The sequence below is a fragment of the Sphingobacterium deserti genome (assembly GCF_000757725.1).
GTDB classification, from domain to species: Bacteria; Bacteroidota; Bacteroidia; order Sphingobacteriales; family Sphingobacteriaceae; genus Sphingobacterium; species Sphingobacterium deserti.
In genome coordinates this window covers 206,442-220,272 of sequence record NZ_JJMU01000002.1, presented here as the reverse complement: position 1 = coordinate 220,272, position 13,831 = coordinate 206,442, and the positions used below count along the sequence as shown (strand labels likewise).

At 40.1% G+C, this 13,831-nt stretch carries 12 protein-coding genes; 9 read left to right on the top strand and 3 right to left on the bottom strand.

What is annotated here, in order from left to right; all coding sequences use genetic code 11:
- A complete protein-coding gene (locus DI53_RS01215; protein ID WP_157836742.1) occupies positions 1 to 258 on the top strand; it encodes a GNAT family N-acetyltransferase in 258 nt (85 codons plus the stop codon).
- A 69-nt stretch (positions 259 to 327) separates the two neighbouring features.
- Here the strand turns inward: DI53_RS01215 and DI53_RS01210 are convergent, their stop codons facing one another.
- Entirely contained in the window at positions 328 to 1,089 is a 762-nt protein-coding gene (locus DI53_RS01210) for a sulfite exporter TauE/SafE family protein (RefSeq protein WP_037494417.1), read from the bottom strand.
- Between the two features lie 3 nt (positions 1,090 to 1,092).
- A complete protein-coding gene (locus DI53_RS01205) occupies positions 1,093 to 1,782 on the bottom strand; it encodes an HAD family hydrolase (protein ID WP_052071927.1) in 690 nt (229 codons plus the stop codon).
- Between the two features lie 103 nt (positions 1,783 to 1,885).
- Here DI53_RS01205 and DI53_RS01200 point away from each other — a divergent pair, with 103 nt between their 5' ends.
- Positions 1,886 to 2,158 carry a hypothetical protein gene (locus DI53_RS01200; RefSeq protein WP_037494415.1) on the top strand — a complete coding sequence of 91 codons (273 nt, stop codon included), beginning with the start codon at positions 1,886 to 1,888 and terminating at the stop codon, positions 2,156 to 2,158.
- Between the two features lie 114 nt (positions 2,159 to 2,272).
- On the opposite strand, the gene DI53_RS01195 is transcribed toward DI53_RS01200, so the two are convergent.
- The gene (locus tag DI53_RS01195; RefSeq protein WP_037494413.1) at positions 2,273 to 3,835 is read right to left on the bottom strand and encodes a vitamin K epoxide reductase family protein; all 1,563 of its coding nucleotides are present in this window, start codon (positions 3,833 to 3,835) and stop codon (positions 2,273 to 2,275) included.
- A gap of 211 nt (positions 3,836 to 4,046) precedes the next feature.
- Here DI53_RS01195 and DI53_RS01190 point away from each other — a divergent pair, with 211 nt between their 5' ends.
- The 7 genes from DI53_RS01190 to pdeM all read left to right on the top strand — a co-directional run bounded on the left by DI53_RS01190 (position 4,047) and on the right by pdeM (position 13,793).
- Positions 4,047 to 5,570 (top strand): hypothetical protein, encoded by a 1,524-nt coding sequence (locus DI53_RS01190; RefSeq protein WP_037494411.1) that lies wholly within the window; start codon positions 4,047 to 4,049, stop codon positions 5,568 to 5,570.
- A complete protein-coding gene (locus DI53_RS01185) occupies positions 5,567 to 6,397 on the top strand; it encodes a hypothetical protein (protein ID WP_037494409.1) in 831 nt (276 codons plus the stop codon). The genes DI53_RS01190 and DI53_RS01185 overlap by 4 nt, the downstream gene beginning before the upstream one ends.
- Positions 6,398 to 6,723: 326 nt before the next feature.
- The gene (locus DI53_RS01180) at positions 6,724 to 7,791 is read left to right on the top strand and encodes a TlpA family protein disulfide reductase (RefSeq protein WP_037494407.1); all 1,068 of its coding nucleotides are present in this window, start codon (positions 6,724 to 6,726) and stop codon (positions 7,789 to 7,791) included.
- A 312-nt stretch (positions 7,792 to 8,103) separates the two neighbouring features.
- A complete protein-coding gene (locus DI53_RS01175) occupies positions 8,104 to 9,102 on the top strand; it encodes a ligase-associated DNA damage response exonuclease (protein WP_037494405.1) in 999 nt (332 codons plus the stop codon).
- Positions 9,099 to 10,712, top strand: coding sequence for an ATP-dependent DNA ligase (locus DI53_RS01170; protein ID WP_037494403.1), 1,614 nt, complete (start codon positions 9,099 to 9,101; stop codon positions 10,710 to 10,712). Before DI53_RS01175 ends, DI53_RS01170 begins: the two co-directional genes overlap by 4 nt.
- On the top strand, positions 10,696 to 13,143 hold the full coding sequence (locus tag DI53_RS01165; RefSeq protein WP_037494402.1) for a ligase-associated DNA damage response DEXH box helicase: 2,448 nt from the start codon (positions 10,696 to 10,698) through the stop codon (positions 13,141 to 13,143). The genes DI53_RS01170 and DI53_RS01165 overlap by 17 nt, the downstream gene beginning before the upstream one ends.
- Complete coding sequence (gene pdeM / locus DI53_RS01160; protein ID WP_037494400.1) at positions 13,143 to 13,793, top strand: ligase-associated DNA damage response endonuclease PdeM; 651 nt, start codon at positions 13,143 to 13,145, stop codon at positions 13,791 to 13,793. The genes DI53_RS01165 and pdeM overlap by 1 nt, the downstream gene beginning before the upstream one ends.
- Positions 13,794 to 13,831 lie beyond the last annotated feature (38 nt).

The following is a 13,831-nucleotide window of genomic DNA, read 5'->3' as shown; positions in this document are numbered from 1 at the left end:
ATGGAAGATCAGAGCAAATGGTTAGCTCTGAATGATGAAGTACAAATTGGGGAACTGGTTTATGAACGTGATGACAAAACGTTGACTATCACGCATACACAAGTTGAAGCGTTTTATCGAGGGAACAAAGTTGCTGAAGACTTGGTATTAGCTGCGGTGAAAATGGCACGAGAAAATCAACTCAAAGTCGTTCCTGCTTGCTCGTTTGCTGCGACAGTATTTGAACGCTATCCCGATGAAAAGGATATACTCGCGTAGAGCCAAGAAGCAATCTCGCTATCACTCCATATAACGAGGTTGCTTTTTCAAGTTCGGCACGGCCATCCACTAAAGTATGATGAGCAGCGTCGCTGAGATTACAACCAAGCCAAGAATTAAGAATCGAAATTGTTTTTCCGGGAGTATTTTGACGAGCTTTATTCCAATAAGCCCACCAATGAATATAAATGGGAGTGCGAGCATATTTAGAAAACCATTCCAGCTTAAGTTCTGCCAAACAAAGGCCTGTAGTGGGATCTTTGTGAAATTAAGGATCATGATGAACCAGGCAGATGTCGCCGCAAATGTTATCTTATCCAATCGCTTCGAAAGCATGTAGACCGATAGCGCTGGTCCAGCGGCGTTTCCGATCATTGTGGAAAAGCCCAGGATAAAGCCAAAAACAGGTGAATACCATCTGTTTTTAATTAACTCGTCTTGCTTTTTTTGTGATGTGCGGTCAAGCCAGATCATGATAAGTGTTCCTATTAGGACGCAAATACCGATCAGAATTTTAAACGTCTTGTCGGGTATGTTGTCGCCGAGAAGTAGCCCTATAGAAAGTCCTATTAAAGATGCAGGAAGTAGCTTTTTCACTTCTTGCCAAAGAAATGCCTTTCGGTAATAAATAACTGCAATTATATCTGCGAAGCATAACAAGATTAGCACAATGCCGGTAGAATATTTTGCGCCAAAAAGAAACGCAAACAATGGCACTGCTAAGGTGCCGATATTTTGTATGCCTGTTTTGGACATGCCGATAAGGATGGCGCACAGAAAATAAAGCGCCCAACCTTCCGGTGTAGGAATTAATTGCAACGCATCATGCATCTATTAAATACGCATCAAGATATCTTTAACAGTAGCTGCGTCTATTTCCCGATAATCGCTGATATAGGCGACGCAAGGTGGCAAATCTTCTTTCGGATGAGAGCTTAGAACACCCACCACTTGCATTCCCGCATTCAAACCGGCTGTAACTCCCGAAAATGAATCTTCAAAAACAACGCATTGCCTTGGATCCACTCCTAAATTTTGCGCTGACTTCAGATAAACTTCTGGATGGGGTTTATGTAAGGACACGTTTTCACTGGCCAAAAGGGAATCCATCTTGTCTTCGATCTGAAGCACATCCAGGATTAATTCTAGATTTGCTCGCGGAGCCGAAGTTGCCACTGCAGTTTTAAAGCCGTTGTCTTTCAAATCTTCCAGAAATTCGATGTAATGCGGGATTGTCTTTACCTCGGATTTATAAATTTCTCGGAAAAGAGCTTCTTTCTCAAACTCCAACGCTGTAAGCTCTTCGCCTAAGATATCTCTTTTAAAGAAGTGAGTCATGATATAGCTATTGTGCTTGCCAAACATGTGGTCTTCAAATTCTTTATCGGTATAGGCAATCTTGTATTTGTCAAAGAAAACCGCAAAAGCTTGAGCATGGTAGGGGTTCGTATGACAGATTACTCCGTCCATGTCGAAAATGACAGCTTTATTGCTAAAATCGTTAGTTATATGGTCTGAGGTCATTTAAAGCGTGTTTTAAAATTTAATTACTAAATATATTAGCTAGAATATTTAACTTTGTTCGTAAAATGTTTTATAATGTTTTATGAATGTTTTATAAAACCATATGGCAACTATAACCCCGACAATTCTACAAAACAATGAGCTCAAAAACGGCACATGGAAAGTAGTATACAGACTTACGCATCGCAGGCAGTCGGTATACATCAAAACATCCCATGTAGTGGGGCCTAAGAACCTGGACAAAGATAGGTCTATAAAGCCCAATTTCATAATTAACTACTTAGCAGCGGACGGCAAGGTATGTCGGAATCACATCTGTTTTATTCGGCTGACGACTTATGATCCCTCTGTTACGCCGATTGAAGATATTATCTGATAAGGTATTATAGTGGCTGAACGATCGGTATCTTGAAAGGATAGATTGTATTGAGATAGTGTATTGTAAGGGGCCGTATTTGCTTAGTTAATGCTAAGGCAAACTTGAACAGTGCTATAATGTTACTTTATCAATAAACTCGAAATCCTCGATGCGATAATTTCTTGGAAGCATGTAGCCATTTATCAAGATGGTTGGAGTAGAATCTAAATTAGTAGATTTCTTCCAGTCAAGATGCCGAGAAAACTCTCTCTGTATAGATTCGTTATCTAGATCAAAATCGTACAATTTGAAAAAATTTTCTTTATCATTCTTCCCGTGTTTGAACCACTCGTTAAAAATTCTTTTCCTTTCATTTTCGGTACAATTTAGATACGTAGCGATTAGGAACTTACTTGAAATTTCCAGCTCTTTTTCAAAGGATGTAAATATGTATTGTATACATAGATTTTTTGAGCCTTTTTTTATTAGCTCTTCAATTCGATAATGGAGGTCTCCGCAAGGATTGCAATGGGGGTTAGAAAGAATCGTTACTAAAAGATTGCCGTCTGGATTGCCAAAAATTATGTTTGAAAAAGACTTTTCACAGTGGTAATATGATTGTTGTTTTAAAAATATTTCCAGAACACTTTCATGAACTTTTAGGCTATTGATCTCTTGTGATATCTTTTCAATTTTCCCCTTCTCCGAAAACAAAGGTATTAGGTTTGCACAAATACAAAACGGGAGTAAATAAATCAAGGATACTAGTAACAATTCTTTACTGATTATAGTTGGGAGCGCGATATACCCATAAACTAAATTTACAGACACCAATAATGCCAAAAGAAATTGAACGGCTAAACATAGAACGCACCATTGTTTAACTCTAAATTTTTGATACCAGATACTCCAAATAATGTAAAACGAAGATAGCGAACTTAGAATAGCAGAATAGTTTATTAAATATGGAAAGAAGCAGAGAACAATTAAGTTTGAAAAAAAATAGGCAAGTCCAATTTCGCTCCACCCGAATATCCCCCATAATTTAGATGCCTTAGATTCCAAGACGTTGTTACAGTCGGACTCTTTCAGGATTGAACAAATCTTGTCTGAGTAGCTTCCCTCGATTTTTATCTGCTTCTCAACCAACAAATAACCAATAATGACCCCTACTCCATTAAATGTTAAAGAAAGTAGAGTTTGAGGCTGTACTATATTATTTTGGTAAAAACCAATTATAAATGCCGTAATAACGAGACATAAAAGCGCAAATTTTAAAGAAGCTTTACTGAGTTCTAACCTTCTGTGCAGTAAGTAATCTTGCTCAGTAGAATTTGGTTCGATTTCTACTAACAGCGCTATGCCGGTCCATTTTTCGCAGAACTCATTAAGTTTCAGATTGAAATTATGTCGTCCCAGCCTATAAGATATATGTGTTTTGGAGATTTTATAGATTACTGCGAATTCACCCTCGATATGAGCAACGAAAGGAGCTTGAATCTCCTGAATGTCCTGGCATTTATTATCAAATCGAAATCCACCATTATTCACGCCATAAAAGTCAAGCATTTTGGAGAGGCCTAGCAAATTGTATTTAAAGGGATGTTCGTTATAAAATTTATTCGAAAAGGATTCGGTATGCTTTATTTTTAAAGCTTTCAGTAGCGCGGTGAGTACGTTGTTTCCTCTTTTCATAACAAAAAAGTTTAAAATTATAAATATTTACACAATTATAATAAATAAGGAGTTAATTTCATGGCTTTTTCGACGTAATATTGATGATTAATCCAATTCGGTTTAATATTTTTTTTAAACTATTTTTGATATGAGGATAACACTAGTATGTGCTAAAAAACTATTTTTGAGTGTAAACTTATGTAGAATAAAAAAATAAATTCAATAAAAAATGGCAGAGAATGTATTATTTATTTCCGCTCAACCTGATACCCCATATTTCGTTTGGCAAATAGAATTGCAGCTATTTAATTTTCGATCATTTGGAATAATAAGAAATAATATACATGTGCTATTTGCCTTCGACGCAGTCGCAGGTCCAAGTCGAGATGTATTAAAGCTATCAGAATTATATGCAGGCTGGGCCAGATTCTACTTTTATGAGGATTCAAGAAGTACCCCGAAGTATATTTCTTCAATTAGACCTCATATTATTGCTAAGCATTTTTATCACAATCCTGACCTATCTAAACGAATTTTATTTTATCACGATTCTGATGTGCTATTTTCCCGTTTACCGACTTTCAAACCTGAAGAAATCAACAGTCCGGTCTGTTATGTTTCTGATACGAGCTCCTATTTTGGTACATCGCATATAAAAAAAGCTGGAGGCGACGTTCTATTGGGTAAAATGTGCGAGATTGTAGGCTTAGACAAGCAGATGTTAGAGCAAGAAGACGAAAATACGGGTGGAGCGCAGTATATAATAAAAGCTGTGGATGTTAATTTTTGGCGAAAAGTAGAAGCTGATTCAGAAGCGCTATATTGTTTATTAAGAGATGCCAATTTGGATTTATGGAAAGGAAGATACCCTAGTAAAAGAGAAAGAAAAGGTGAAGTTAACGATATACAGCCTTGGTGCGCTGACATGTGGGCAATACTTTGGAATTTATGGATAATCGGCAAAAAGGTAGAAATTCATCAAGAACTTAAGTTTACTTGGCCTTATTCTCCCATTGAAGATTGGTACAAATCACCCATCCAGCCCTATGCAGGTGTAACATCCGAGGAGCAATTGTCCTTCAAAAAAAATAATTATTTACACTTTCCTCCTTGGTATGACGGGATGCTGAAGCAAATCCCTTCCACTAATTGTAGTTATGAGATTGTAAAACAAATAGAAAAGGTAAGGTTAGCGTTAGACAAAAGACGCACTTATCTTTCGACCGTTCATATAATTATACTATTTGACCCTGCTCTTGGAAACATCGGCGCTCATGATATAGAGATTCAAATATCTTATATACAAAGATATTTAGATGTGCGAATATCTAAATATCCGCAACGTGAAGGCGATAAAATTGACGATTTTCTTGAGCGGTTTTGTCTCGATGTGTCATTAAATAAAGACGGGACATTTATTCTTATACCTGAAAGTGTAGTATTTGATCATAATATTTTTATTGATTTATGTAAGAAAGCTGCTGCTTTAAAACAATCTTTCGTATTTGAAATTGAGGAGACCCACGTTGCAGATATGCTATTTAAAGTAGCTTTTGAGAAAACGTTAGATTTTCAATTTCTTCAACAAAATGTAAATAAGTTTACCGTCGTCCCAAAGAAAATTCAAATTTTTACATTGTTAGGGTCTGAAATTAGACGTAAACGAAGTGAGGACTTAGTTCATTTAATGAATAGAGTTTTTACATATTCAAAAATAAATGGTTTCAGTATTGGTCAATCTCAGAATATATGAGCGTAGGTGAGTTTCTAATCGATAATATTTTTAGTAGTGATCACGATGAATCTGTGCTTAAAACTAATTTAGACGTGTTAATTAAAGACGTAGTCGAAAGGGAGGATTATTCTTTTCATAACGGAATTTTAGGTGTTGGATGGCTGTTGGAGTATTTGGAACAAAACGATTACTTATACTTCGGAGATCTTGATGAATTACTCATAGATATTGACGATAATATCTACAAATTATCTAGTGTGGCTCTTTCTGACCAAAATGAATCAGTAATTCGATACCTTGAATATCTATCCTATTTCCAACTTAGGAGAACAAACAAAAGAAAAACAAATAATTTTTACCGAAACTTTGTTCACAAAGAGTGTTTGGCTTTAATAATCAATCGTCTAATTTATCTTTATGATGCCTGTAAAAAAATAAATTCAATAGAGGGGAATGACTTGCCATTGACCTTATTAAAAATTAGCTCTCTTACGAACACTGGATTAGAGGAGTATCGGATGGAGGAGTTCTTTTTTTATTGGATGGAGTATTTCTGCGAATACTATAGCAATAAACAAAAAGATCTTGATGCCCGCCATTCGGAAAATGTTTTGTTTTTATTAATAACCGCAATTCAATATGACAATCCATATTGGGTGGGTTTATTTTCACAAATCTTATATGATAATCTTGAATTGCTCGATATGAATAGATGTGGTTTTGTCATTCCAAGCTTAATAAATTCTGATCCGTCTATAAAGATGGACGTCGGAAGTGTAAATCCACTTTGTATGGAGATTTTAATGATCTTCGTTGTAAACATCAAAAACCTGAAAATTAAATAGTGGTAGTGTTCCGGATATTATTTTCTTTAAAAGACTAAAATATTTTAAAAATAATGATAAAACTCATTTTTTTACTATATTTGATTTATGTTCATTATAATTGCTATGATTGAATGTACAATTGTTCACACATTAAAATTATATGCTATGAAAAAGATTTCATTAAAAAGTTTAAAAGGCAACCACACGCATCAACTATCCGCTGAGGAAATGAAAGGAGTTCTTGGTGGAGCTGCGCCGACAACACCTGATTGCCGTTACGCCCCGTCTTGCACAAGTCGTTGCGCTCGAGGTAACTATTGTAGTACCTGCTGTAATGCATGATAATGAAAAGCTTATTGCTTTTTATGACTATGCATATTTCCCTCTATTGTCTATCGCAGGAGAAAACGACAATAGAGGGAAGTTTTGTAGATTATAAGAAGAATGATACTTTATTGTTTTTTTCAGAAGGTATCCCAGAATCGTATTATGAGCGAAATAATTTTAAGACCAATATCAATGATGGTCTTTTTACTCTGGATAATAATTTTAAGTATCCTCAACTCTACTTTAGTCTATTAGCTTCAGATAGGGGAAAGATGTTTATTCGTCCCAAACTGTTTTTTTTCGATAATAACACGAAAAACATAAAAATAAATTATAATGTTTGGCAGGCGAGTACTGTTGATGGGCATACAGCATCTGAGTATGAAAAATCTTTTAAGCTACAGGCTGCGAAAAGATTAGGTGTTTTTGATGAGGACTATCTCACAAATTTGCTATATCAAGATTTTAATAAATTAGATACATTTCTTTACGGGTATACGAAAGAAAATAATAAGTCATTTGTTTCATTGTGGATTTTGGCTCAACGCTTCCATTTTCTTGGTTACAGTAATTTAGGACAAAGTACGCTATCCTTATTTGATCAATCAGTAAAGAAAAGCCCCATTTGGTCAAAGTTAAACTATGATTTTGAAAATGCTCCCATTAAAGAAGGAAATGATTTTCCCAAAATATCAGTAGAAACCTTAGACGGAAACAATGTCTCTTTTGTACTGCCGAAAGGAAAATTGATACTTATTGATTTCTGGTTTAGTTTCTGTAAGCCTTGTATTGAATCTATTCCGAAACTAAAAAGTCTTTATGATACATATGCGCCACATGGTTTTGAGATTGTCGGGATTTCCATAGATCCGGAGACTACCAAAAACAAATGGAAAGCTGTTATTGAAGAAATGAATATTTCTTGGCAGCATTTCCTAGATGTGGAAGGGGTGGAGACTAAGAAACTAAAGGTAAACCAATTCCCTAGATATCTACTTCTTGATGAGAACGGGAAGATCCTGCAAACGGATGTTAATTTGTCAAAGCTAGAATATTTTTTGAAGAAAGATTTATCTGGTCGTTGACGAATATTATGGTAAAATAAAGCTTTATTCTTTTTGCGAATTTTGCTGAAACCTACTATTTTTCATTTCTTTAACCTTAACTTTCAAATGTACACATAGGTATAAGGTACTTCCATGAAAAACTTTTGGCCGATACATGCATTTTCGGATTCAAGTATTACCGCATTTGAGTGAAGCGTTTATTGAAAGCAAATTGGACTAATATAAGATGTCGAAAAAACATCGATACGCTGAACAAAGATAATCAAAACTATTTTACGGCCGGAGCTGTTCGCTGTAAAAGCGAGTGTACATAAAGAAAATTACCGGTTGATGAATTTATTGTCAGTAAATGAGTATGGCCTCTACTGCAAGCAGGGCGATTTTTACATCGATCCTTGGAAGCCTGTGCGTACGGCCTTGATAACGCATGGACATAGCGACCACATGCGTTGGGGCATGTCTCATTACATCTGCCACCACCATACGGTGCCAATCCTTCGCTTACGATTGGGGGTGGAGAATTCTGTGCAGGGGGTTGCATACGAGGAAGTGATGGAAATAAATGGTGTGAAAATATCTTTTCACCCGGCCGGGCATATTATTGGCTCGGCCCAGATACGAATGGAATACCAAGGAGAGGTATGGTTGTTTACGGGCGATTACAAGCTTGAGCCGGATGGCGTGAGCCAGACTTATACCTTAGTAAAATGCGATCACCTCATTACCGAAAGCACCTTTGGTCTGCCCGTTTATCATTTCCCTTCCAATGCCTCTATTTACGCCGATATGAACGACTGGTGGCGATCAAATGCCGCAGAAGGCATAAATACAGTTTTGTTGGGCTACGCTTTGGGAAAGGCTCAAAACATTATAGCACATGCTGATGAAAGCATTGGTCCGATATTCCTGCATGGAGCGGTCGACAATGTCAATAATGCGCTAAGCGAAGTAGGTTATACTTTTGCGGGTACCCGCATTACCGCAGACGTCAAACGTGACCAAATTCGAGGGGCGCTCATTGTGGCTCCACCTTCGGCTATGGATACCCCATGGCTGCGCAGCCTAAAGCCTTACCGCATTGCTATGTGTAGCGGCTGGATGCAGCTGCGCGGCGCGCGAAGGCGAAAAGGTGTTGATCGAGGTTTTCCGCTGTCCGATCATTGCGACTGGAGACAACTCAATCAGGCTGTCGTCCAAACCCAGGCTAAGCATGTTTATGTTACCCACGGCTATGAGCACAACTTTAGCAAATGGGTGCGTGAGGAATATGGCATTGGTGGATCCATCTTTAAAACATTGTACAATGATGCGGAGGAGGAAAATGTATGAGAGATTTTGAGCATTTGTTTGAAGCTATTGATAGCACCACGAAGACATCGGCAAAAGTCAGTGCAATCGCCCAATTTCTGCAGGAATCCCGCGAGGAAGATAAGCTATTTGCCATAGCGGTATTGATCGGAAATAAGCCTAAACGACCGGTCAAAACAACAGATCTTCGGTTGTGGGCGTCCGAACAGTCGCAAATACCCTTATGGCTGATCGAAGAAAGCTATTACATCGTAGGAGATTTGGCGGAAACTATATCCCTCATTCTGCCCGTGGTAGCTGCTAAGTCTACATATGTCGACACCTCACTGCGTAAAATATTTGAAGATATTATCCTGATGCGAAATCTTTCATCGCCCGAACAACGCGACATCGTTATCGGTTATTGGGCGCAACTTCAGGGAACGGCACTCTTCCTGTTCAATAAATTGTTGACCGGAAATCTGCGGGTAGGTGTTTCAAGAAAACTTGTTGTAAAGGCCGTTGCCAGCTATTTGGATATGGAAGAAACAGAAATCGAGCATCGCTTGATGGGAAAGTGGACGCCATTTGAAGAAACAATGGAATCTCTTTTCCAAGAGAATGTGCAAGAAACGAAGCATTTCCTACCTTACCCTTTTTATCTGGCATATGCTTTAGACAAAGATCCGGATGACCTTGGAGCCATTAACGATTGGGTGATAGAGGCCAAGTTGGACGGCATTCGCGGACAGCTTATTGTACGGAAAGGGGAATTGTTTGTTTGGAGTCGAGGAGAGGATTTGATGACAGAGAAATTTGTTGAGTTTGAACCTTTGAGGGATATTTTGCCGGATGGCACCGTGATCGATGGTGAAGTGATTCCTTGGAAGGATGACAAGCCGATGGATTTTGCTGTTATGCAAACCCGAATTGGGCGTAAAAATATATCCAAAAATAGCTTGTTAGCCGCGCCTTTAGTAATGGTATGCTATGATTTGCTAGAGTGGGAGGGGAATGATATCCGAAACTGGCCGTTGAGCGAAAGGAGAAAGCAATTGGAGTTGCTGTTGAGTAATTACCCGGTGAGCCATGTGTTAAAACTATCGCAGAGGCTGGATTTCGACGATTGGACCGCCGCAGAAAGCTACCGAAAAGAAGCCCGGACCTACCAGTCTGAAGGCTTAATGCTAAAGCATCAGGATAGTTTGTACGAAGTAGGCCGTAAGCGGGGCAACTGGTGGAAATGGAAGACAGATCCGATGACTATCGATGGTGTACTCATCTACGCGCAATCCGGCCACGGACGGAGAGCCAATTTATTTACGGACTATACATTCGCCGTTTGGGATGGCGGCGAGCTTGTGCCCTTTGCAAAGGCTTATTCCGGGCTCACCGACAAAGAGCTTCATGTAATTGATAACTGGATAAAGCGCAATACAATTGAAAAATTCGGACCCGTACGTAGCGTCACACCCACGTTGGTGTTTGAGCTGGCATTCGAAGGCATTAACCTGAGCACGCGACATAAGTCTGGTGTGGCGCTTCGGTTCCCGCGCATCTTGCGCTGGAGGCAGGATAAGCCGGCCAGTGAAGCAAATAGCAAGGACGATTTGTTAAATTTGATTGCTGAGAGAGATGAATCAATTCGCTGACGTATGGTTCCACAACCAGGGGTGGGAGCCTCATAAATTTCAACGTGACGCATGGAAATCCATTGCCAAAGGAAAGTCAGGCTTACTGAATGCGCCAACTGGCTTTGGGAAGACTTTTGCAATCTGGTTTGGCGTGCTTGCGCACTACTACGAAGATAGCGCCTACCAGAAACGCAAGGCAAAGGCCCGACAAACGAAGCTGCATGCGCTTTGGATTACTCCATTGCGTGCATTGTCTAAAGAAATATACAAAGCAACGAACCAGGTAAGTGCAGATTTGGAGTTGGATTATAAGATCGAGCTTCGTACTGGTGATACCAGCCTCAGCCAGCGCCAAAAACAACGTAAGTCGCCACCGCAGGCCTTGATTACCACGCCGGAAAGTGTGCATCTGTTGCTGGCTTCCAAAGGTGCCACCGATTATTTTAGCCAATTGGAATTTATCGTCATTGATGAATGGCACGAACTGCTGGGTAGTAAGCGAGGTGTATTGGTAGAGCTGGCCCTCAGCAGAATAAAAGCGATCAACCCGCGCTTGAAAATATGGGGAATATCCGCTACCATCGGCAACCTCGAGCAGGCGCAGGAGATTCTGCTGGGTGTAAACCATAGCGGCGTAATGGTACGCGCAGATCTTAAGAAGCAAATTAAGATAGAAACCGTTTTGCCCGATAGCCTAGAGAAGTTTCCGTGGGCGGGGCATCTCGGTATACGGTTGCTGGATAAGGTTATCGACATTGTGAACAGCCATAAATCTACCTTAATATTTACAAATACACGTTCTCAGTCGGAGATTTGGTATCAGCAGATTATCATGCACTATCCGGAGTTTGCTGGTATCTTGGCCATCCACCATGGCTCGCTGAGCGACGAAGTAAGGCTGTGGGTGGAAGATGCGCTCCACGAGGGGCGGCTGAAAGCAGTGGTATGTACGAGCAGTTTAGATCTCGGGGTAGATTTTCGGCCCGTAGATTGTGTCATACAGGTAGGTTCGCCAAAAGGTGTAGCTCGATTTTTACAACGTGCAGGGCGCTCCGGGCACCGTCCACATGAAACGTCGTATATTTATTATGTCCCTACAAACTCGCTAGAAATCATTGAAGGCGACTCCCTAAAGTATGCCGTAAAAGAACAAATTATCGAACAGCGTATTCCCTATATTCGGAGTTTCGATGTCTTGATTCAATACTTGATGACCCTCGCGGTGGGCGATGGCTTTATGGCTGACGAGATTTTTACGGAAGTGAGTACCACGCATTGCTTTGCATCCCTCAGCAGAAAAGAATTCGACGAATGCCTATCCATGCTTATACATGGTGGAAAAAGCTTAAGCGCATACGATGATTTTCATCGATTAGTTTTAGACGATGGCCGCTACAAGGTAGAGTCACGCAAACTTGCTATGCGGCACCGTTTGAGTATTGGCGCTATCGTGTCAGATGCTATGATGAAAGTGAAGTTTATGTCCGGTAAATACCTAGGTTCCATTGAAGAATCTTTTATATCTAAACTCAATACCGGAGACGTGTTTTGGTTTTCGGGAAGACAGTTGGAACTGCTTCACGTTCGCAATATGGAGGTTGTCGTTCGGCCGACGACAAAGTCTAAGGGGGTTGTTCCGTCTTGGATGGGCGGTCGCTTTTCGATATCGCCCGATCTGGGCGTCGCCATTCGGCACAGCTTTAAAAGCATACACCAATCGCGTCAAGTCAGTAAGGAGGTCAGTTTCCTGCGGCCACTGTTTAAAGAGCAAGAAAAAAGGTCGGGCTTACCGCGGGAAGATGAACTGCTGGTTGAATATGTATCCACTAAATATGGTTACCACCTTTTTGTTTATCCTTTCGATGGTAAATTGGTTCATGAGGGAATGGCGCAGGTATTAGCTTATCGCTTGGGTAAGATTAAGCCAGCCACATTCAGCATAGCGAGTAATGAATATGGTTTTGAATTGCTGTCGGCAACGAAGTATGAGATGGACGATGTGCAAATAAAGAACTTGCTGTCACCGCAGGGACTGCACCAAGATATCACCGCCGGTATCAATGTACAGGAAATGGCGCGGCGACGGTTTCGCGACATCGCTGGGATTGCCGGCCTTATCTTTCAAGGTTACCCCGGCAAAGCGATGAAGGCAAAACACCTGCAGGCCAATGCAGGACTGTTTTTTTCTGTGTTTGAAGATTATGATCCGGATAATCTGCTCCTGCGCGAAGCCTACGATGAGGTGTTTGATTTCCAACTTGAAGAAGGTAGGATGCAGCTTGCGTTTGAGCGTATTGCCAACCACGCGATCATTTTGGCGTTCCCAAAACAGCTAACGCCGTTTTCTTTTCCAATCTTTTCCGAGTCCTTCCGTGAAAAATATAGCAATGAAGATTGGCAAAGCCGATTGGAACTGTTAAAATTGCAATTGGAAGGAAAAATTGAGTAATGGCGAAAAAATTGGTGTTGAATGGTTTGGAAATTTTCCTGTTGCCGCAAAAGGTTGCCTATATTCCAGAACATGAAATGGTTGTGGTATCTGACTGGCATATCGGTAAGTTGGGACACTTCAGAAAAGAAGGTCTTTTTGTGCCACCTATGCAGCTAGAAGAGGAGTTTGGGCGTTTAGCGATGCTTATTCGTGATTTGCAGGTTAGCCATGTTGTTTTTTTAGGGGATTTGTTTCATTCCGTCTGGAACTATGAATGGGATCAGTTTCAAGTTTTCTTGCTTCGATTTCCCAACATTAAATTTACATTGACCCTAGGCAACCACGACATCTTACCTGAAGCGATTTTGCAAAAATCGATTATTCAGGTTAAAGACTATATACTTCTTTCGGAAGGTGTTGTCTTGTCGCATGAACCTATCAAACATCTGGATGCAGGCCTTTACAATATGGTAGGCCATATCCACCCCGGCTGTGAAGTTGCGCTGCGTGGTCGACAATACTACAAACTACCTTGCTTTTATTTGGATGGGAGAGTGCTTACACTTCCCGCATTTGGTCGCTGGACAGGCCTCTACATAATCCAAAAGCAGCAGGAAAATCGAATCTTCGCTGTAGTGGGGGATGCCGTCGTTGAAATGAAAAGCTAATTGTATTCCATTTCAGCAACGGCGGGAGCTCCGCTGCG